This window comes from Asanoa hainanensis (genome assembly GCF_900188485.1).
Classification (GTDB): domain Bacteria; phylum Actinomycetota; class Actinomycetes; order Mycobacteriales; family Micromonosporaceae; genus Asanoa; species Asanoa hainanensis.
The window spans coordinates 82,740-103,185 of record NZ_FZPH01000010.1 but is presented as its reverse complement, the minus strand read 5'-3'; the positions used below and the strand labels follow the sequence as shown (position 1 = coordinate 103,185).

The 20,446-nt window shown below is 69.2% G+C and carries 18 protein-coding genes and 1 pseudogene; 4 read left to right on the top strand and 15 right to left on the bottom strand.

The window, feature by feature from the left end; translation table 11 throughout:
- Nucleotide 1: 1 nt before the first annotated feature.
- From nuoF to mqnC, 10 genes are all read right to left on the bottom strand, one after another.
- On the bottom strand, nt 2-1,321 hold the full coding sequence (nuoF, locus tag CHC05_RS23620) for an NADH-quinone oxidoreductase subunit NuoF (protein ID WP_089252451.1): 1,320 nt from the start codon (nt 1,319-1,321) through the stop codon (nt 2-4).
- Entirely contained in the window at nt 1,318-2,148 is an 831-nt protein-coding gene (gene nuoE, locus CHC05_RS23615) for an NADH-quinone oxidoreductase subunit NuoE (RefSeq protein ID WP_089252449.1), read from the bottom strand. The genes nuoF and nuoE overlap by 4 nt, the downstream gene beginning before the upstream one ends.
- Entirely contained in the window at nt 2,145-3,473 is a 1,329-nt protein-coding gene (locus tag CHC05_RS23610; protein WP_089252447.1) for an NADH-quinone oxidoreductase subunit D, read from the bottom strand. The genes nuoE and CHC05_RS23610 overlap by 4 nt, the downstream gene beginning before the upstream one ends.
- A complete protein-coding gene (locus tag CHC05_RS23605) occupies nt 3,470-4,243 on the bottom strand; it encodes an NADH-quinone oxidoreductase subunit C (protein ID WP_089252445.1) in 774 nt (257 codons plus the stop codon). The genes CHC05_RS23610 and CHC05_RS23605 overlap by 4 nt, the downstream gene beginning before the upstream one ends.
- Before the next feature lie 82 nt (nt 4,244-4,325).
- Nucleotides 4,326-5,000: a NuoB/complex I 20 kDa subunit family protein gene (locus CHC05_RS23600; protein WP_089252443.1), complete on the bottom strand. Its 675-nt coding sequence runs from the start codon at nt 4,998-5,000 to the stop codon at nt 4,326-4,328.
- 16 nt (nt 5,001-5,016) lie between these two features.
- Entirely contained in the window at nt 5,017-5,382 is a 366-nt protein-coding gene (locus CHC05_RS23595) for an NADH-quinone oxidoreductase subunit A (protein WP_089252441.1), read from the bottom strand.
- 104 nt (nt 5,383-5,486) lie between these two features.
- Nucleotides 5,487-6,770: a geranylgeranyl reductase family protein gene (locus CHC05_RS23590; RefSeq protein ID WP_089252439.1), complete on the bottom strand. Its 1,284-nt coding sequence runs from the start codon at nt 6,768-6,770 to the stop codon at nt 5,487-5,489.
- A gap of 187 nt (nt 6,771-6,957) precedes the next feature.
- Entirely contained in the window at nt 6,958-7,650 is a 693-nt protein-coding gene (locus tag CHC05_RS23585; protein ID WP_089252437.1) for a demethylmenaquinone methyltransferase, read from the bottom strand.
- A 78-nt stretch (nt 7,651-7,728) separates the two neighbouring features.
- Nucleotides 7,729-8,886 (bottom strand): LPXTG cell wall anchor domain-containing protein, encoded by a 1,158-nt coding sequence (locus CHC05_RS23580; protein ID WP_089252435.1) that lies wholly within the window; start codon nt 8,884-8,886, stop codon nt 7,729-7,731.
- Between the two features lie 334 nt (nt 8,887-9,220).
- Nucleotides 9,221-10,411, bottom strand: a complete 1,191-nt coding sequence (gene mqnC, locus CHC05_RS23575; RefSeq protein ID WP_089252432.1) for a cyclic dehypoxanthinyl futalosine synthase — start codon at nt 10,409-10,411, stop codon at nt 9,221-9,223.
- Between the two features lie 489 nt (nt 10,412-10,900).
- Between mqnC and CHC05_RS43110 the strand changes: the two are divergent.
- The 3 genes and pseudogenes from CHC05_RS43110 to CHC05_RS23560 form a co-directional block, all read left to right on the top strand.
- Nucleotides 10,901-11,806, top strand: a pseudogene (locus tag CHC05_RS43110) (SNF2 helicase-associated domain-containing protein); the annotation flags it as partial.
- A 225-nt stretch (nt 11,807-12,031) separates the two neighbouring features.
- The gene (locus tag CHC05_RS43105) at nt 12,032-14,752 is read left to right on the top strand and encodes an SNF2-related protein (protein WP_342745674.1); all 2,721 of its coding nucleotides are present in this window, start codon (nt 12,032-12,034) and stop codon (nt 14,750-14,752) included.
- Nucleotides 14,752-15,573 (top strand): SWIM zinc finger family protein, encoded by an 822-nt coding sequence (locus CHC05_RS23560; RefSeq protein ID WP_089252430.1) that lies wholly within the window; start codon nt 14,752-14,754, stop codon nt 15,571-15,573. Before CHC05_RS43105 ends, CHC05_RS23560 begins: the two co-directional genes overlap by 1 nt.
- Here CHC05_RS23560 and paaE read toward each other — a convergent pair.
- Genes paaE through paaA form a run of 5 tightly spaced genes read right to left on the bottom strand, consistent with a single transcriptional unit; the run spans nt 15,561 to nt 19,150 of the window.
- Nucleotides 15,561-16,652 (bottom strand): 1,2-phenylacetyl-CoA epoxidase subunit PaaE, encoded by a 1,092-nt coding sequence (gene paaE / locus CHC05_RS23555; RefSeq protein WP_089252428.1) that lies wholly within the window; start codon nt 16,650-16,652, stop codon nt 15,561-15,563. The genes CHC05_RS23560 and paaE overlap by 13 nt on opposite strands.
- 2 nt (nt 16,653-16,654) lie before the next feature.
- Nucleotides 16,655-17,119, bottom strand: a complete 465-nt coding sequence (paaD, locus tag CHC05_RS23550; RefSeq protein ID WP_089252789.1) for a 1,2-phenylacetyl-CoA epoxidase subunit PaaD — start codon at nt 17,117-17,119, stop codon at nt 16,655-16,657.
- Complete coding sequence (gene paaC / locus CHC05_RS23545) at nt 17,116-17,823, bottom strand: 1,2-phenylacetyl-CoA epoxidase subunit PaaC (protein WP_089252426.1); 708 nt, start codon at nt 17,821-17,823, stop codon at nt 17,116-17,118. The genes paaD and paaC overlap by 4 nt, the downstream gene beginning before the upstream one ends.
- A complete protein-coding gene (gene paaB / locus CHC05_RS23540) occupies nt 17,820-18,101 on the bottom strand; it encodes a 1,2-phenylacetyl-CoA epoxidase subunit PaaB (RefSeq protein ID WP_089252424.1) in 282 nt (93 codons plus the stop codon). The genes paaC and paaB overlap by 4 nt, the downstream gene beginning before the upstream one ends.
- Complete coding sequence (gene paaA / locus CHC05_RS23535; protein WP_089252422.1) at nt 18,098-19,150, bottom strand: 1,2-phenylacetyl-CoA epoxidase subunit PaaA; 1,053 nt, start codon at nt 19,148-19,150, stop codon at nt 18,098-18,100. Before paaA ends, paaB begins: the two co-directional genes overlap by 4 nt.
- A 327-nt stretch (nt 19,151-19,477) precedes the next feature.
- Between paaA and CHC05_RS23530 the strand changes: the two genes are divergently transcribed.
- Nucleotides 19,478-20,446 carry a serine hydrolase gene (locus CHC05_RS23530; protein ID WP_089252420.1) on the top strand — a complete coding sequence of 323 codons (969 nt, stop codon included), beginning with the start codon at nt 19,478-19,480 and terminating at the stop codon, nt 20,444-20,446.

The window sequence follows — 20,446 nt, the reverse complement described above, 5'->3', positions numbered from 1 at the left end:
GTCAGTGCGCCCCCACGAGAGCCTTGTCGGACAGCCGCGGAGCCGTCCGGCCCTCGATGTAGTCGAGGTAGTCCTGCTTGAAGTACTGCAACGAGGACGTCACCGGGCTCGTCGCGCCGTCGCCCAGACCGCAGAACGAGCGGCCCAGGATGTTGTCACAGGTGTCGAGCAGCGTGTCGAGGTCCTCGTGGGTGCCCTGACCGCTCAGGATCCGCTGGTAGACCCGGACCATCCAGTAGTTGCCCTCGCGGCACGGAGTGCACTTGCCGCACGACTCGTGGTGGTAGAACTCCAGCCACCGGTAGGTCGCGTAGACCGGGCAGTCCTGGTCGGAGAAGATCTGCGTCGCCGTGGTGCCGAGGATGCTGCCGGCACCGGCCACGCCCTCGAAGTCGAGCGGCACGTCCATGTGGTCGGCCGTGAGCAGCGGGGTCGACGAGCCACCCGGGGTCCAGAACCGGAGCTGGTGGCCGTCCTGCATGCCGCCGGCGAGCTCGATCAGCTCCCGCAGCGTGATGCCCATCGACGCTTCGTACTGACCGGGGTGGTTGATCCGGCCCGACAGCGAGTAGATCATCGGGCCCGACGACTTCTCGGTGCCCATGGTCTTCCACCAGTCGGCGCCGCCCAGCACGATGTACGGCACGCTGGCGATGGTGCCGACGTTGTTGACCACCGTCGGCGAGGCGTAGAGGCCGTGCGTCGCCGGGAACGGCGGGCGCAGACGGGGCTGGCCGCGGAAGCCCTCGAGCGAGTCCAGCAGCGCGGTCTCTTCACCGCAGATGTAGGCGCCGGCGCCGCTGTGCACGACCACGTCGAGGTTGAAGCCCGAGCCCAGGATGTTGCGGCCGAGGTAGCCCTTGTCGTAGGCCTCGACGACCGCGTTGCGCAGCCGGCGCGCGGCATGCACGGCCTCACCGCGGATGTAGATGTAGGCCCGCTCGGCCCGGATCGCGTACGACGCGATGATCACGCCCTCGACCAGCGAGTGCGGGTCGTGCGTCATCAGCGGCAGGTCCTTGCAGGTGCCCGGCTCGCCCTCGTCGGCGTTGACGACGAGGTAGTGCGGCTTGCCGTCGCCCTGCGGGATGAAGCCCCACTTGAGGCCGGTCGGGAAGCCCGCGCCGCCGCGGCCGCGCAGGCCCGAGTCCTTGATGAGCTGGATCAGGTCGTCGGGGTTGGCCTTGAGCGCCTTCTTGAGCGCCGCGTAGCCGTCGAGCTGCTCGTAGGTCTTCAGCGCCCAGGCGTTCGGCGAGAGCCACCGCTTGGTCAGGACCGGGGTGAGCTTCTCGAGAACTTCCCGCCGAGGAGTGGTGGTCACTTGTTCGCCTCCTTGGCGCCGCGGAGGTTGCCCTCCTGCGGCTTCGGCGCGTCGCCGGCCGGCTTGGCGTCGCTCGCGGGCTTGTTGGCCGCGGCGCCGGCCTGCGCCGCCGGCTTGCCCGAGCCGGCGTCGTCCTTCTTCTTGATCGGGGTGTCCGGGTTGAAGCCGGCCACCGCGATGCCGTGCTCCTGGGCCAGGTGCAGGCCGCGCAGGGTGGCCGCGCCGGCCACGCCGTCGGCGACCGCGTCGTCCCGGGTGTCCGGGAAGCCGGCGAGCTGGAGCGACATCTCCTTGAGCGTGCAGAGCCGGGCGCCGCGGCTGGGCTGCGGCCGGTTGCCCCGCTGGAGCTCGTCGACCAGGTCGACCGCGGCACTCGGGGTGACGTTGTCGAAGAAGTCGTAGTTGACGGTCACGACCGGGCCGTAGTCGCAGGCCGCGAGGCACTCAGCGTGCTCCAGCGTGATCGAGCCGTCGGCGGTGGTCTCGTCGTGCCCGACGCCGAGGTGCTCGGTGAGCGTGTCGTAGACCTCCTGGCCGCCGAGCACGTTGCACATCGTGTTGGTGCAGACGCTGACCAGGTAGTCACCGGTCGGGCGGCGCTTGTACATCGTGTAGAACGACGCGACCGCGCCGACCTGGGCCTTGTTGATGCCCAGGACCTCGGCGCAGAACTCCACGCCCGCCGGGGAGACGTGCCCCTCGACGGACTGCACGAGGTGCAGCAGCGGGAGCAGGGCGGACCGGGAGCGGTCGGCCGGGTAGCGGGCCAGGATCTCCCGGGCGCGCTGCCGGAGCTCCTCGTCGAAGACCGTCGTTGGCGTCGTCATCGGTCACACCCACCCATCACGGGGTCCAGCGAGGCGCCGCCGGCGATGACGTCGGCGATGAGGCCGCCTTCGGCCATCGCGGGAAGCGCCTGGAGGTTCACGAAGCTGGGCTCGCGGAAGTGCACCCGGTAGGGCCGGGTGCCGCCGTCGGACACCGCGTGGGCGCCCAACTCCCCGCGCGGGCCCTCGATCGCCACGTAGACCTGGCCGGGCGGCACCCGGAAGCCCTCGGTGACGAGCTTGAAGTGGTGGATCAGCGACTCCATCGACTGACCCATGATCTTGGCGACGTGCTCCAGCGAGTTGCCGAGGCCGTCGACGCCGAGCGCGAGCTGCGCCGGCCAGGCGATCTTCTTGTCGGCCACCATGATCGGGCCGGGCCGGAGCTTGTCGAGCGCCTGCTCGATGAGCTTCAGCGACTCGCGGATCTCGGCGAGCCGGACCTGGTAGCGGCCCCACACGTCGCCGTCGTTCGAGGTCGGCACGTCGAACTCGTAGTTCTCGTAGCCGCAGTACGGCTCGGTCTTGCGCAGGTCCCACGGGAGGCCGGCGGACCGCAGCACCGGGCCGGTCACGCCGAGCGCGACGCACGCGGTCACGTCGAGCACCGCGACGCCCTGGGTGCGCTCGGTCCAGATCGGCTGGCCGGAGAGCAGGTCCTCGTATTCCTTGAGGCGCTTCGGCATCATCTTGAGGAACTCTTGGATCTTCTTGATCGCGCTGTCCGGCACGTCCTGCGCGACGCCGCCCGGGCGCACGTAGGCCATGTTCATCCGCAGGCCGGAGACCATCTCGAAGATCTCGAGGATGTACTCGCGCTCGCGGAAGCCGTACAACATGATCGAGATGGCGCCCAGCTCCATGCCGGTGGTGGCCAGCCAGACCAGGTGCGACGAGATCCGGTTGAGCTCCATCATCAGCACGCGGATGGTGGACGCCCGCTCGGTGATCTGGTCCTCGATGCCGAGCAGCTTCTCGACCGCCAGGCTGTAGGCGGTCTCGTTGAAGATCGGCGAGAGGTAGTCCATCCGGGTCACGAACGTCGTGCCCTGCACCCAGTTGCGGTACTCGATGGACTTCTCGATGCCGGTGTGCAGGTAGCCCACCACCGACCGCATCTCGCGGACCGTCTCACCCTCGAGCTCGAGGATCAGCCGCAGCACGCCGTGCGTCGACGGGTGCTGCGGGCCCATGTTGACGACGATGCGCTCGTCGCTGACCGGGTCAGTGCCGCTGACGACGGTGTCCCAGTCGCCACCGGTGACGGTGAAGACCTTGCCCTCGGACGTCTCGCGCTCGGGCGCGTAACTCGGGTTAGTGCTCACTGGTAGCTCCTCCGCCGGTCCGGCGGTGGGATCTCGGCGCCCTTGTACTCCACCGGAACCCCGCCGAGCGGGTAGTCCTTGCGTTGCGGGTAGCCCTCCCAGTCGTCCGGCATGAGGATGCGGGTCAGACCGGGGTGGCCGTCGAAGATGATGCCGAACATGTCGTACGTCTCCCGCTCCTGCCAGTCGGCGGTCGGGTAGACCGGCGTCACCGACGGGACATGCGGGTGCTCGGTGCCGACCGCGACCTCGAGCCGCACCCGGCGCCGGTAGGTCATCGACGCCAGGTGGTAGGTCACGTGCAGCCGGCGCTCGTCGGAGCCGAGATAGTCCACACCGGACACCGAGGAGCAGAGCTCGAAGCGCAGCGACTCCTCGTCGCGCATCGTGCGGGCGACGTCGAGGATCCGCTCGGCCTTGACGTGCAGCGTCAGCTCGTTGCGGTCGACGACCACCTTCTCGATGGCGTCGTCCAGGCCCGGGAACGCCTCGGCCAGCGCGTCGTAGACCTCGTCGAAGTAGCTGCCGTACGGGCGCTCGCTGCCACCGCCACCCACCCGCCGGCGGACCAGGCCGCCGAAGCCGGAGGTGTCGCCGGAGCCGGAGATGCCGAACATGCCACGACCGGCCACAGAGGACGGCGGCAGCTCGGCCGGCGCACCGGTGGTCGCACCGACCGGCGTCGCCTGGACAGGCACGCCGCCACCGGGCTTCGCGCTGGGTGGCTGCGAGTCCGTAACCGGGTCCTTGTCGGGACTGGTGGTCACCATGTTCGCCTTCCGTTCGCGACTGCGGGGCTCCCGGCCTCCGGTCCGCGGGCGGCTGCGGCGCCGCTTCGCTCACTCCTCGCGCTCACCAGCGTCCACCGCCTTGCATGTGTCGTTCTTCCTTCATCCAGTTCTCGATCCGCAGCTGTTCCTCGCGGCCGTCGCGGACCGCCTGGGTCCACTCGGCGCGCCGGGCCTTGTCGTTGCGGTAGGACGAAGGCATCGAGCCGTACGGCACGACCGGAACGTCACCGCGCTCCTTGCGCTGCTCGAGCATGCGCCGGCCGTTGGCGCCGAGCGGCTCGTGGTTGATCTTCTCGCGCAGCTTGAGGATCGCGTCGATCAGCATCTCGGGCCGCGGCGGGCAACCGGGCAGGTACATGTCGACCGGCACGACGTGGTCGACGCCCTGCACGATGGCGTAGTTGTTGAACATGCCGCCGCTGCTCGCGCAGACGCCCATCGAGAGCACCCAACGGGGCTCGGCCATCTGGTCGTAGATCTGCCGCAGCACGGGGGCCATCTTCTGCGACACCCGGCCGGCAACGATCATCAGGTCGGCCTGGCGGGGCGAAGCACGGAACACCTCCATGCCCCAGCGACCCAGGTCGTAGTGCGGGCCGCCGGCCGCCATCATCTCGATCGCGCAGCAGGCGAGGCCGAACGTGGCGCCCCAGACCGACGACTTGCGGGACCAGTTGACGAGCTTCTCCACGGAGGTGAGCAGGACGCCCGCGGGGAGTTTCTCTTCGATACCCATGCTGGCGTGCCTCCCTTCAGTCCCAGTCCAGGCCGCCGCGACGCCAGACGTAGGCGTAGGCGATGAACACGGTGCCGATGAACATGACCATCTCGACGAACCCGAAGAGCCCGAGCGCGTCGAAGCTGACGGCCCACGGGTACAGGAAGATGATTTCGATGTCGAAGACGATGAACAGCATCGCCGTCAGGTAGAACTTGATCGGGAACCGACCGCCGCCGACCGGCTGCGGGCTAGGTTCGATGCCGCACTCGTATGCGTCGAGCTTGGCCCGGTTGTACCGGCGCGGGCCGGCGATCCGGGCCGACGCGACGGAGAACAGCGCGAAGAAGGCAGCCAGGGCCAACAGCCCCAGGATCGGTGCGTACGGCGAGAGCGTCATGGTCTTCCCTGCTCGTCCTTTCCTGCCCTCTGTCGAGAATCAGCGTCTGAGTATTCACCGTTGTGCGGGCCTTCGCTTGGCGGGGTCAGGCCCAGTTGCCGTGCTTATGCGGCTGGCACCACCTTGGTCATCGCGTTGATGACCCGGTCCATCGCGTCGCCACCGCGCGGATCCGTCAGGTTGGCCAGCAGTTTGAGAACGAACCGCATCAGGGTCGGGTGCGGCATGCCGTGCTTGGTGGCGATCCGCATGATCTGCGGGTTGCCGATCAGCTTCACGAAGATGTTGCCGAGGCGGTAATAGCCGCCGTAGCGGGCCTTCAGCTCGGTCGGGTACGCGGCCAGCGCGCGCTCGCGGTCGAGACCGGTGCGGCCCAGCGCCTGCGCGACCACCTCGGCGGCGAGCTCACCGGACTCCATCGCGTACGCGATGCCCTCGCCGTTGAAGGGGTTGACCATGCCGCCGGAGTCGCCGACCAGCAGCACGCCGCGGGTGTAGTGCGGCACGCGGTTGAAGCCCATCGGCAGCGCGGCACCGAGGATCGGGCCGTCGGCGTTGGCCTCGTCGTTCATGCCCCACTCCGGCGGCGTCGCGCCCAGCCACTCGGTGAGCATCCGCCGGTAGTTGGTCTTGCCGAACGCCGCCGACGAGTTGAGCACGCCGAGGCCGACGTTGACCCGGCCGTCGCCCATGCCGAAGATCCAGCCGTAGCCGGGCAGCAGGCGGTCGCCGCCCTCCTTGCTGCGCAGCTCCAACCAGGACTCGAGGTAGTCGTCGTCGTGCTTGGCCGGCGAGTGGTAGTAGCGGCGGACGGCCACACCGATCGGCCGGTCCTCGCGCTTGGCCAGACCGAGTGCGAGCGGGAAGCGGCCCGAGACGCCGTCGGCCGAGATGATCAGCGGCGCGTAGAACTCGCGCGGCTCGCCACCCTCGACCTCGGCGGTCACCCCGACCGCGCGGCCGGTGTCGTCGAGCACCGGACCGGTGACGTTCACTCCCGTGCGCAGGTCGGCGCCGGCCTTGACGGCCTGCTTCGCGATCAGGTCGTCGAAGTCGAAGCGGGTGCGCACCAGCCCGTAGTTGGGGAAGCTGGCGAGGTCGGGCCAGTCGAGCTCGAGCCGGACACCGCCGCCGATCACCCGCAGGCCCTTGTTGCGCAGCCAGCCCTGCTCCTCGAAGGAACCGTCGGCGGTGAGGCCCAACTTGATGAGCTGCTTGACCGCGCGCGGGGTCAGCCCGTCGCCGCAGACCTTCTCGCGGGGGAACTGCGACTTCTCCAGGACCAGCACGCGTACGCCGTGGCGCGCGAGGTGGTACGCGGTCGTGGAGCCACCCGGTCCGGCACCGACGACGATGACGTCGGCGTCGTTGTCCCTGCTGGCGGCCACTACGACTCCCCCTGGGGTTCCGGCTGTTTTCGCTCCTCGCGGGCTCGTGAAATGCTTCACAAGCTCATCGGGTGGAGTCTAGAACCGGGGATACTGCGGACGGCCAGTTAGGTATACCTAACCCCAGGGGCGGAACCGAGTTGTCGATCGATGTCCGTTTCGCCAATCCGGCATTTCCGAAAAATGCTCATTCGCGCGTGGCGCGGTGCAGCGCGACGATTCCACCCGACAGATTCCGCCAGCCGACCCGGCCCCATCCGGCGTCCTGAATTCGTGTCGCGAGATCTCGCTGGTTAGGCCACATCTGGATGGACTCGGCCAGGTAGACGTACGCGTCCGGGTTGCTGGAGACCCGCCGGGCGACCGCCGGGAGTGACCGCATCAGATACGAGAGGTAGATGGTGCGGAAGGTGAAGTTGGTGGGGTGGCTGAACTCACAGACCACGAGCCGGCCGCCGGGCCTGGTCACGCGGGCCAGCTCACGCAGCGCGCCGCGGGTGTCGACGACATTGCGAAGTGCGAAGGAAATGGTGACCGCGTCGAAGGTGGCGTCCGGAAAGGGCAGCGCCAATGCGTCGCCGGCGAGCAGCGGAACGGTCGGCCTCGTGTGCCGGCCCGCACGCAGCATTCCTACCGACAGATCCGCACCGACGGCGTACGCACCGGAACGTTCCAGTTCTTCGGTCGAGACACCGGTGCCGGCGCCGACGTCCAGCACCTTTTCCCCCGGCGCCAGGTCGAGCGCGGCGCGGGTGGCCTTTCGCCAGCCGCGGTCCTGCCCGAAGGACAGCACGGTGTTGGTCAGGTCGTACCGCTCGGCCACCCCGTCGAACATCTCGGCGACCTCGTGCGGCTGCTTGTCCAGGTTGGCTCGCGTCACCTGGCCACTCTATGGAACGGCCCGCCCCCCATCGGGGAGCGGGCCGCTGTCGCTGGTTGGTCGTGCTGGTCCGGCTGGTCAGGCGTCGGGGGTGACCGTGACGATCCGGCGCCGGCGGGCGACGAAGAACAGCACCGCACCCGCGACGACGATCAGGGCACCCACGCCACCGATGATGCCGGCCGCCGCGCCGGTGACCGGGAGGCCACCGCCGCCACCCTCGCCGGGCTCGCCCGGCGTGCCCGGCTCGGTCGGGGCCGCGCCGACGAAGACGTCGAAGCGCGCCTGGTTGTCGGCCTCGTCCGCGTCGGTGAGCTCCTTGCGCTGCTCCGCGGTGGCCGCCCGCGCCTCGTCGCCGGCCTGCTCGGGATCGGTCGCACCGGGCTCGAGCGCGCGCGCGTCGATGATGCCGTCGGTGATCACACCGGCCTTGGCGTCGTCGGCGACCTTGACGCTGATCTCCGGCAGGATGACCTCGCCCGGCTTGAGCACGACCTCGTCGTCCTCACAGATGATGCCGTTGACGTCTTCCCACTCGATGCAGTTCGCCGGCACGCTCGCGAACGAGACGCCCTCCGGCAGCTTCACCGAGTAGGCGACGCCGACCACGCGCTTGCTGCCGTGGTTGAAGATGGCCGAGTCCAGCGGCGCGGTGCCGCCCGGCGGCACCGGGGTGCGGGTCTCCTCGCCGACCTCGTCGCCGTCGGCGACCACCTCGGCGTAGACGTCCTGCGCCCAGACCGTCAGGTCGTAGGTCTTCGCCTCGACCGTGACGTCGACGTCCGCGGAGTTGTTCTCCTCGTTCGTGTCGCCGGGGACGATCGCGGCGATCGAGAAGTGGCCGCCGTCGCCCTTCTTGCCGTTGGCGTTGAAGAGCGGGATGCCGATGACCACGTCCTGGTCGGCGGCGATCTCACCGATCGGGCAGGCGTACGCGGCCGGGCCCGACTTGGTGCAGCCGTCCGGCGTGACGTAGCCGACCTTGCCCTTGAGGCCGGACAGGTCCAGCTTGACCGACACGTCCTTGGCCGCGGCGTTGCCGAAGTTGCGCAACTCGACCTGGAACGGCTTGGCCTTGGCCTCCTTCACACCCTTGGCGAGGTGGAGGCTGATCGGGGTGACGGCGACGTCCGGGCCGTCGGCGGCGTACGCCGGTCCGGCGACGGCGACCAGGCCGACCGCGAGAGCGGTGGCCGCACCGGCGCGGAGGACCACGGCGCGCAAGCGCGTGTTCATCGGCTCCTCGTGGGGGCTGTGAGGCAAATGTTGCCTGTGGGACAGCTGAGAATTGGGAACAGCGCACGGTAACCACAGGCGCGGGCACTGCGCTAGACGGTGATCGGATAGAAAAACGCCGAGGCGGGATGGTTTCCCATCCCGCCTCGGCTCTATATGTACGACCGTCTCGCGGTCGGCGTCTCATGGGCGTTGCGTGGTCGTGTTCCTAGCGACGCCACGGACGCTATCGACCGGCGAAAACCGCCCGCTAGCAGGCGGTACCAATCGTGTGCTGACCGTTGCCGAAATGTTGCCGAAGGCTCCGACTGCCGAGCTGGCTCAGAGCGTGTTTTCAGTGCTGTTCGACGAGCGGGAGCAGCGTGCCGGCTCCGCCGCCGGGCAGCGCGATCGACGAGAAATGCGAGACCACCCGGTCGTCGGTCGGGTCGTCGGCCGGCGTGTGGTGCACCCGCAGGTGGTTGTAGAGGGTGTCCCGCTGCGCCGGAATGCGGCCCGCCGACCGGATCATCCAGATCAGCTCGTGCAAGTTGGACCGATGCCGCGCACCGGCGGAAGAGATGACGTTCTCCTCCAACATGATCGAACCGAGGTCGTCGACGCCCATGTGCAACGCGAGCTGCCCGACGTCCTTACCGGTGGTCAACCACGACGCCTGCAGGTGCGGCACGGTCTCGAAGAACAGCCGGGCCACCGCGATCAGCCGCAGGTACTCCAACGTGGTCGCCTGGGTGCGGCCCTTGAGGTGGTTGTTCTCCGGCTGGTAGGTCCACGGGATGAACGCCCGGAAGCCGCGGGTGCGGTCCTGCACGTCGCGGATCATCCGCAGGTGCTCGATCCGCTCGGCGTTGGTCTCGCCGGTGCCCATCATCATCGTCGCGGTGCTCTCGAGACCGAGCCCGTGCGCGATCTCCATGACCTCGAGCCAACGGGCGCCGGACTCCTTGAGCGGCGCGATCGCCTTGCGCGGCCGATCGGGCAGCATCTCCGCACCGGCGCCGGCGATCGAGTCGAGCCCGGCCGTCTTGATCCGGGAGATCGCCTCCTCCAGCGAGACGCCGGAGACCTTGGCCATGTGCAGAATCTCGGACGGACCGATCGAGTGGATGACCAGCTGCGGGTAGGCGGCCTTGACGGAGCTGAACAGCTCTTCGTAGTACTCGACGCCGTACTCCGGGTGGTGCCCGCCCTGGAGCATGACCTGCGTCGCGCCGAGCTCGACCGCCTCGCCGCAGCGCCGCAGGATCTCCTCGGTCGGGTGGGTCCAGCCCTCGGCGTGCTTCGGCGCCCGGAAGAAGGCGCAGAACTTGCAGGCCGTCACGCAGACGTTCGTGTAGTTGATATTGCGATCGATCAGGTACGTGACGATGCCGTCCGGATAGCGGCGGCGCCGCACCGCGTCGGCCGCCTCGCCGAGCGCATGAAACGGCGCCTCGGTGTAGAGCAGCAACGCCTCCTCGGCGGTGATCCGCCCACCGTCGGCGCCCCGCTGCAAAATCTCGTCGATCTCCCGCCGGTTATCCACGAAGCGAGCCTAGCCCGCGCCGATCAGGCCGCACGCCGGACCGCGCGGGTAGTGTCGAGCGTCGCGTAGGGGGTGCGGGTGATTCACGGCGTTTGGACGGGCGGGCGGCTGGGTCTTTGGGGTGAGCAGCCGCCCGAGGTTCCCGGCGCGCTCGCCACGCTGACGCTTACCTTGCCGACGGTCGACGGCAAGCCAGTGCCCGCCTCCGAAGAACCACCGCCCGACGCCACCCTGGCCGCGTGGCCCGTCGAGGCCGTTCTTCTCGACCCGGGCCCCGCCCTGGACCTGCTCCTCGACATCGACGATCTGGACTGGACGCCGGGTGGTGACCTGCGCTACCTCGCGGTGGTTGCCTCGTACGCCGCCGGGTTGCTCCGCCGGGGTCGGTTGCTCCCCGCGCTCGTCACCGCCGACGGTGCGCACGCCGCCCGCTGGCGCCCGGTGCTGACCGGGCGCGACGCCGCCGCGTTCCGGGAGTTGGCCGCCGCGATGCCGGGCGCGGTCCGGGCTGCCGACGCGGCACCGCCGGGCCAGGTGCTGCGCGACCTGCTGGACGCGTTCACCGACGCCGCCGCCCGCCGCAGCCTGCCGGAGCGGCTCCTGCTCGGCCACCGCCCCGGCCCGAAGGCGCCGGTCGCCGACCGGTGGATGCGCGCGCTCACGGCGGACGATCCCACGGTCACCGCGACCACCGCGCAACGCCCCGAGCTGGCCGCGTTGCGCACCGCGCTGGACGGCTGGCACCGCTCGGCGCACCAGGCCAACGAGCCGGTCCGCGTCTGCTTCCGGCTTGTCGAGCCGTTGCCGACCACCGACCGCTGGGACCTCGAGTTCGCACTCCAGTCGGTCGACGACCCGTCGCTGTACGTACCCGCGGACGTGATCTGGGCCGGTCAGCGGGTGCCCGGCCTGCCCGCCCGCCCGGACGAGACCCTGCTCGCCGGCCTGGGCCGGGCGGTCCGGCTGTTCCCGCCGCTCGACGAGGCCCTGCGCGAGGCCCAACCCACCGAGAGCATCCTCGACACGGCGGCGGCGTTCACGTTCCTCCGCCAGGCCGCGCCCCTCCTGCAAGCCGCCGGCTACGGGGTGCAGCTGCCGGCCTGGGCCGGCCGCAAGACCCTGGGCCTGAAGCTGACCACGCGCACCAAGTCGACGGCCGGCGGCGGCAAGGCGCTGGCCGCGCAGGGTGTCGGCAAGGACCAGCTGGTCGACTTCAAGGTCGACCTGATGGTCGGCGACGAGGAGATCAGCGCCGCCGACCTGCACGACCTGGCCCGCCTGAAGGTGCCGCTGCTGCGGGTCAAGGGCCGCTGGGTCGAGCTCGACGACCGCCAGCTCACGGCCGCCATCCGGGCCGTCGAACAGCACCGCACCGGCGAGCTGACCATCGCCGAGGTGCTGGGCCAGGTCGCCGCGGGCGGCGAGGAGGACCTCCCCCTGGTCGCGGTCGACGCGGACGGCTGGCTCGGCGACCTGCTCTCCGGGGACGCGGACCACCGCCTGCAACCAACCGCGACCCCACCCACCTTCCAGGGCACGCTGCGCCCGTACCAGGAACGCGGTCTGTCCTGGTTGGACTTCCTGTCCAGACTGGGAATCGGCGGCATCCTCGCGGACGACATGGGTTTGGGGAAATGTATCGGTCCGGAGTCCCCGGTCTTCCTGAACGGCACCCTGGTGAGTGCCGAAGACGCCTGGCAGCGATACGGGGACGGGACCAGCACGTTCGACGACGGCGAAGGCCAGTGGCGGACGCCGACCGAACCGCTGGTGACAAACGCGTTGGATGCCCAGGGACGGATGGTCGTCAGTCCTGTCACCCGGCTTTACCGCCAGCGAATCGCGGAGAAAGTCCGCTTGGTGGAACTCGATGACGGCAGCCAACTCACGGTGACCCGACGGCACCGCTTGCGCGGTGTCGAGGAGTGGACCCGCGACTTCTCGGTTGGCGACACTCTCTGTGTGCCGGGGCGGCTCGAATGGTCCGGCGCACCGGTCGCACACGATCTTGTGCGGCTGCTTGCCTGGCAGATCAGCGAGGGCGACGAGTCCCGCAACGGAACACTGCGGATCACCCAGAAAGATCCGGCGATCCTGCACGCGCTCGTCCGGCACATTCACGCGGTCGGCGACAGGTTCCAGCTCACCATGAACTCGCCCCGGGTCTTCCCCGACCGGAACTGCCATGTGCTGCGCATGTGCAGCGCCGGCTATGCGGCGTTCCTGCGGCAGCACGGGTACGAGTGGGGCCGGCGCTCGGCGCACAAGCGGATACCCGACCTGGTGATGGCGGCCGACGAGGCCAGCGTCCGGTTGTTCCTGCGCGAGTTCTTCAGCGCCGAGGGGTCTGTTAACCAGCGGATGCGGATGGTGGAGATCTCGTCGGCGTCGAGGTGGTTGATGGACCAGCTCGTGACCCTGCTGCGGCGTTTCGGGGTCTGGATGCGGGTCACCACCAAGAACAAGACCGCCGTCAACGGATCGGGTATTGCTCGCCCGTACCGCGTTGGTGTGATCGGTGGAGGCAGCCTCCGCCGATTCAACGCGCTGGTGGGTTTCAGCGATCCGATCAAGCAAGGAAAATTGGACGGAATCTGCGCAACCAAGGTCAACACCAACGTCGAGGGGATTCCAGGCAGTGACCTGCTGCGGGCCGCCCACGCGTTGACCAAGCTCCCGCAACGTCATTTTGGTGTCGGCACCGTCTACTTCGCCGGCTCGCAGGAATTATCGCGGCCGACCGCCACCGCGGCCGTTGAAGCGATCGACCGGATCCTGTCGGGCGAAGCCGAGCGCGCCTACCAGGCGCTGCCCACCAGCAAGTGGACCACTCGGACCAGAGCTGCCTATGCGGCCCTGGATCGGCCAGCCTTGGCAGACCTCCGCGAACGACTCGAGGGACGCACCAACCAGCAGGTTTACTACTCGCGGGTGACCAGCATCCAGGACGTCGACTACACCGGCGAGGTGTACGACTTCGAGGTGGCCGGCGAGCACAACTTCGTCGCGGGCGGGATGTTGTGCCACAACACCGCTCAGACGTTGTCGTTGTTGCTCGCCGAACGGGAGCGCGGCGCCGTCGGGAGCACGTTGTTGGTTTGTCCCATGTCGTTGGTGAGCAACTGGCGCAAGGAGGCCGAGAAGTTCGCGCCCTCGCTCGACGTCTACGTGCACCACGGCGCGACGCGGGACGCCGCACGGCTGGGGAAGGCCGATCTCGTCATCACCACGTACGGGACGGCCTTGCGTGATCTGGAGGCGCTGCGGGCCGTCGAATGGGGGCGCGTCGTGTGTGACGAGGCGCAGGCCATCAAGAACTCGGGCACGCGGCAGTCGCAGGCCGTGCGGGCCATTCCGGCCCGGACTCGGCTCGCCCTGACCGGCACGCCGGTCGAGAACCATCTGGCCGAACTCTGGTCCATCATGGACTTCGCCAACCCGGGCCTGCTCGGGCCGGCCAAGACCTTCCGGCGGCGCTACCAGGAGCCGATCGAGGTGCGGCAGGACGAGGACGCCGCCGCCGCGTTGAAGCGGGCCACCGGGCCGTTCGTGTTGCGCCGGCTCAAGACCGACAAGACCATCATCTCCGACCTGCCGGAGAAGCTGGAGATGAAGGTCTGGTGTCCGCTGACCCCCGAGCAGGCGGCGCTCTACCAGGCCGTCGTCGACGACATGCTCAACAAGATCGGGTCGAGCATGGGCATCGAGCGGCGCGGCAACGTACTGGCCGCGATGACCCGGCTCAAGCAGGTCTGCAACCACCCGGCGCACCTGCTGCGGGACGGGTCCAAGCTGGCCGGCCGGTCCGGCAAGCTCGCCCGACTGCAGGAGCTCGCCGAGGAGATCGTCGAAGAGGGCGACAAGGGCCTGGTCTTCACGCAGTACGCCGAGTTCGGCTCGCTGCTCCAGCCGTATCTGGCCGCGCACCTCGACCGGCCGGTGCTCTGGCTCCACGGTGGACTGTCGAAGCAGCGGCGGGACGAGCTGGTCACCCGGTTCCAGAACGACCCGGAGCCGATGATCTTCCTGTTGTCGCTGAAGGCGGCGGGCACCGGGCTCAACCTGACCGCCGCCAACCACGTGATCCACGTCGACCGGTGGTGGAATCCTGCGGTCGAGGACCAGGCCACCGACCGCGCGTACCGGATCGGGCAGGCACGCAACGTGCAGGTCCGCAAGTTCGTCTGCACCGGCACGATCGAGGAGCGAGTCGACGAGATGATCGAGCGCAAGAAGGCGTTGGCGCAGCGGGTCGTCGGCACCGGCGAAGAGTGGCTGACCGAGCTGTCCACCGAGGAGCTGCGCGACCTGTTCGCGCTCGACCCGAAGGCGGTGGGCTGATGCCGGTCGGTCCCGACGGCTGGTTCGAGGGCGGCAAGACGATCAAGGTCGAGGGCGGCATCAAGGCCCGCTCGCGGCGCGGCTCGATCGGCGAGGAGTGGTGGTCCCGGAGGTTCATCGACATCCTCGAGGGCATCTGTGACAAGGGCCGGCTCGACCGGGGCCGCAGGTACGCCCGCCAGGGCCAGGTGCTCAACCTCGACCTCGAGCCGGGCCGGCTGAGCGCCCGGGTGCAGGGCTCACGCGCCGAGCCGTACCAGGTGGAAGTCACGATCCCGGTGTTCGACGCGGAGGCCTGGACCCGCGTCGAGGAGGCGCTGGCGCACCAGGCGGTGTTCCGGGCCAAGCTGCTCGCCGGCGAGATGCCGACCCAGATCGTCGCCGTCTTCGACGACCTGCGACTGCCGCTGTTCCCGGCGGAGCTCGACATGAAGTGCAGCTGCCCGGACTGGGGTTTTCCCTGCAAGCACCTGTCCGCGGTGCTCTACCTGCTCGCGGAGGCGTTCGACGACGACCCGTTCCTGGTGCTGGCCTGGCGGGGCCGGGCGCGCGACGAGCTGCTGGGCGCGCTGCGCGGGCCGGCGGTCGAGACACCTCCGGCCGACCCGCTGGACGTGCCCGACCGGCCGCTGGGGCTGCACGACTTCTACAGTCCGGCGGTCTCGCTGGCGAAGCTCAAGGAGTTGCCGGGTGGGGCGAGCGCGCCGCCCGAACTGCTCCTGCGGGTGCTGGATCCGCCGGCCGTGCGGGTGCGGCACATTCCCCTCGTCGACCTGCTGCGGCCCGTCTATCGGGACCTCGGCGAGGATCAGGCGTCGTAGTCGACGACCAGCTTGTCGGTGACCGGGCTCGACTGGCACGTGAGCACGTAACCGCGCTCGACCTCGTCGGGCTCCAGCGCGTAGTTGCGCGCCATCGTGACCTCGCCCTCGACGATCCGCGCGCGGCAGGTCGAGCACACGCCGCCCTTGCAGGCGAACGGCAGCTCGGACCGCACCCGCAGCGCGGCGTCTAAGACCCGCTCGTCGCGGCGCATCCGCAGGGTGGAGACCCGGCCGTCGAGCAGCACGGACACCTCGACGGGCGCGGCGTCGTCGACCGTACTGGGCCGCCGGGGCGGCTCTGGCGCCTCGTCTACGTGGAAGAGCTCGGTGTGCACTGCGCGATGGCCCGCCAGCACGTTGCGCGCGTCGGTGACCAGACCGTACGGCCCGCACAGGAACCACTCGTCGACGCTGTCCGCGGGGACGAGCCGGTCGAGGATGCGGGCGAGGCGGTCGGCGTCGATCCGGCCGGACAGCAGCTCGGACTCGCCGGGTTCCTGGGAGAGCACGTGTACGAGGTGCAGGCGGGCGGCGTAGCGGTCCTTGAGGTCGGCCAGCTCGTCGGCGAACATCACGCTGCGGGCGAACCGGTTGCCGTAGAGCAGCGTGAACTGGCTGCGCTCCTCGACCGCGAGCGCGGTGGCGACCAGCGAGAGCACGGGTGTGATGCCCGAGCCCGCGGCGATCGCGCCGTAGTGCCGCTGCCGGCCGGCCTCGAACGCCGAGGTGAACTTGCCCAGCGGCGGCATCACGTCGATCGCGTCGCCCCGCCGCAGCGCACCGGCCGCGTAGCTGGAGAAGACGCCGCCCGGGATCTCCTTGACGCCGATCCGGAGCAGCCCCGTTTCGGCCAGCTCGGCGGGCGTCGAGCAGATCGAGTACGAGCGCCGCGCGTCGTCGTCGACCTTGCGCACGGTGAGGTGCTGCCCGGCCCGGAAGGCGAACTGCTCGCGCAGCTCGGCGGGCACCGCGAAGGTGATCGCGACGGCGTCGTCGGTCAACCGGTCGATCGCCGCCACGGGCAGCGGGTGGAAGACCGGACGCCGGCGCGTGGGCCGGCTGATCGTCACGCTCATCGTCAGTAGGCCTTCATCGCGTCGAACGGCTCGCCGCAGGCGCGGCAGCGCCACAGCGCCTTGCACGCGGTCGAGCCGAAGCGGCTGAGCTGCTCGGTGTCGGGCGAACCGCAGTTGGTGCAGCGGACGGCCAGCGACAGCGCGACCGGCCGCGTGGGGCCGGGCGGGGCGACACCGGCGGCGGCCAGCTTTTCCCGCCCACCGGGCGAGATCCAGTCGGTGCTCCAGGCGGGCGCGAAGACGGTGCGGACCTCGTGGTCGGCGTGCCCGGCGGCGCGCAGGGCGGCACCGATGTCGGCGCGGATCACGTCCATCGCCGGGCAGCCGGTGTACGTCGGCGTGATCGTGACCGTGACATGGCCGCGGTCGTCGGTATCGACCGCACGCAGGATGCCGAGCTCGTCGATGGTGACCACGCGCAGCTCCGGGTCGACGACCCCGGCCACCGCCTCGCGCGCGGCGGTCACCACCGCGCTCCCGGATGGGCCCGGTGCAGTTGCTGCATCTCGGCCAGCAGCTCGACCAGGTGGGTGCGCTCACCGGTCGGCTCGGCGACCGGCGCCGGCACGGTCAGCGTGGCCCGGCCGAGCACGTCTTCCACAGTGGACGTCCACGCCTTGCGCAGCTCGGCCGGGTCGACGGGCCCGCCGTCGTCGCCGGCGAACAGACCGTCGACGAAGGGCCACAGGGTGTCGAAGGACGCCTGCATGCGCTGGTGTGACTCGTCGGTGCCGTCACCGAGCCGCAGTGTCCACAGTGTGGCGTGGTCGAGGTGGTAGGCCGACTCCTTGCGCGCTTTGCCAGCGATGGCGGAGAGCCGCTCGTCGCCGGCGCCGGCCAGGGCCTCGTAGCACGGCAGTTGGAACGCCGAGAGCAGCAGCAGCTTGGCGATCACCACGCCGAAGTCGGGCTCCGGCTGCTCGACCAAGCGGCAGTTGCGGAAGTCCGCCGGCCCACGCTGGTAGGCGAGCGCGTCCTCGTCGCGGCCCGCGCCCTCCAGCTCGCCGGCGTAGGTCAGCAGCAGCCGGGCGGCACCGAGCTGGTCGAGCGCGATGTTCGCCAGCGCGACGTCTTCCTCCATCTCCGGCCCGGCGGCGTACCAGGCGCCGAGTCGCTGCGCGGTGACGAGTGCGTCGTCGCCGAGCCGGAGGACGTAGTCGACCGTGGTCACAGGTGCTTCGCTCCGTCGGGTACGTCGTAGAAGGTGGGGTGCCGGTAGACCTTGTCGGCGGCCGGGTCGAAGAAGGAGTCCTTCTCGTCGGGGCTCGACGCCGTGATGGCGGTGGCGGGCACGACCCAGATGGAGACGCCCTCCTCCCGCCGGGTATAGACGTCGCGGGCGTTGCGCAGCGCCATCTCCGCGTCGGGCGCGTGCAGGCTGCCGACGTGGGTGTGCGACAACCCGCGCCGGGGCCGCACGAAAACCTCGAACAAGGGCTCGCCCGTCATACGGCCACCACTTCCTCTTGCTTGGCGGCGTACGCCGCGGCTGCCTCGCGTACCCAGGCACCGTCTGAATGGGCCCGGCGGCGGTGCGCCATCCGCTCGGCGTTGCAGGGGCCGTCGCCCTTGATCACCCGCATCAGCTCGTCGAAGTCGGGCGCGGTGAAGTCGTGTGCCTGCCGCTCGCTGTTCCACCGGAGGTCCGGGTCCGGGATCCGCAGGCCCAGCACGCCGGCCTGCTGGACGCACATGTCGACGAAGCGCTGCCGCAGGTCGTCGTTGGAGAAGCGCTTGATCTTCCACGCCATCGACTGGGCGGAGTGGGTGGAGTCGGTGTCCGGCGGGCCGAACATCGCCAGCGACGGGTACCACCAGCGGTCGACGGCGTCCTGGGCCATCGCGTGCTGCTCCGGCGTGCCGTGCGACAGGGTGTGCAGGATCTCGTAGCCCTGCCGCTGGTGGAAGGACTCCTCCTTGCAGATCCTGATCATCGCCCGGGCGTACGGGCCGTAGGAGCAGCGGCACAGCGGCACCTGGTTGACGATGGCGGCGCCGTCGACGAGCCAGCCGATCGCGCCGATGTCGGCCCAGGTCAGCGTCGGGTAGTTGAAGATCGAGCTGTATTTCTGCCGGCCGTCGAGCAGCATGTCGACCAGTTCCGCGCGGGTGATGCCGAGGGTCTCGGCGGCCGCGTAGAGATAGAGGCCGTGCCCCGCCTCGTCCTGGACCTTGGCCAGCAGGATCGCCTTGCGCTTGAGCGAGGGCGCGCGGGTGATCCAGCTCCCCTCGGGCTGCATTCCGATGATCTCGGAATGGGCGTGCTGGGCGATCTGCCGGACCAGGCCACGCCGGTAGGCATCGGGCATCCAGTCGCGCGGCTCGATCTTCTGGTCGGCGTCGATGACGGCGTCGAAGTAGTCCTGAAGTGCCGCCGGATCGCCCTCGACCCGACCACGGTGCGCGGCGGCGCGCAGCGCCGCCTCGGCGGCCTCGACCTGCCCGAGGAGACCACCGTCGGACCCGGCATCCGGGCCGGCGAAGTCATTCCCGTACATGCCCTCAGTGTTACAGCTTCCTGACACACAAGCCAGCATCTGTAACAAACCCGTGGCGCGAAATCACCCTGAGTGACCAGCTCTATGCAATGCGCAAATGCTTTCTTCCACTATGGACAATGACTCGGCTCACTTGGATGTCTAAGATTTCCTTAACTCTGTAGGCGATTGACCCCCAAACGGCGTTATATCGGGCCGCTAACGCAATTTCCACCCGTGCTATCGGCGTGGGGGCGGTCGTAGACTTCACCCCGGTAGATCGCCACCCCCTGCGGTCAATTACCGAGAGCCACCCCCCGGCCAGAAAACAACCGGAGATCACCCTTCATGCGTCCACGCGTGGTTATGGTGCTCGCCATCGCAGCTCTGCTGCTCGGCGGTGTGCTGCTGGTGCCCGCCGCCTACGCCAAGATGAGCGACGGCGGTGACGGCGGCACGGTCGCGACGGCTGCCGGCCCGGCTCCGACGATCCCCCCAAAGGTGGTCGAACCACCCCAGCCGACGCTCGCCGCCCAGCCGGTCTCGGTCAAGGTCGACGGTTTCTACTCGTGGGCCCTGATGGACCTCAAGTCGGGCAAGATCTCCGGCTCGAAGAACAGCGCGTCACAGACGAGCTCGACCGAGTCGATGATCAAGACCTGGATCGTCGCTGATTATCTGCGTCAACTGGATGAATCGGGCAAACCGCTTACCTCTACTTATAAAGAGCAGATCCAGCGGGCGATCCGGAACAGCGACGACGATGCCGCCGGCACCCTCAACAAGCTCGGCGGCGGCACCACCCAGACCAAACGCATGATCAGCTGGTGCGGCCTGAAGAACACCCACCTTGGCACGGTCGACGGCTACGAAGGCTGGTGGAGCTTCACCGAGATGTCCGCCCAGGACGTGACGCGGCTCGGCAAGTGCATCCAGTCCGGCAAGGCGGCGGGCAAGAAATACACCCCGCTGGTGCTCAGCGAGATGACCAAGGTCGAAGGCAAGGTCAGCCAGCAGGGGAAGAGCAGCGGCGGTGGTCGCTGGGGCGTCATCGACGGCCTGCCCAAGGAGATCGTCAGCAAAGAGGGCCCGATCAGCTTCAAGAACGGCTGGACGCCGCTCGTCTACGACAACGACTGGCACATCAGCTGCCTGGCCATCAGCAAGGACTGGGTACTCGCCGTACAGACTCGGTATCCCATTTCGAACGGTTTGGCATATGGTGCGAAGGTGTGTCAGGACACCGCTACCCAGCTGGTGACCCCGAAGGTCGGCGCGGCGCTGAAGATCCCTTCTGCCAGCGGCAGCAAGGGCTGA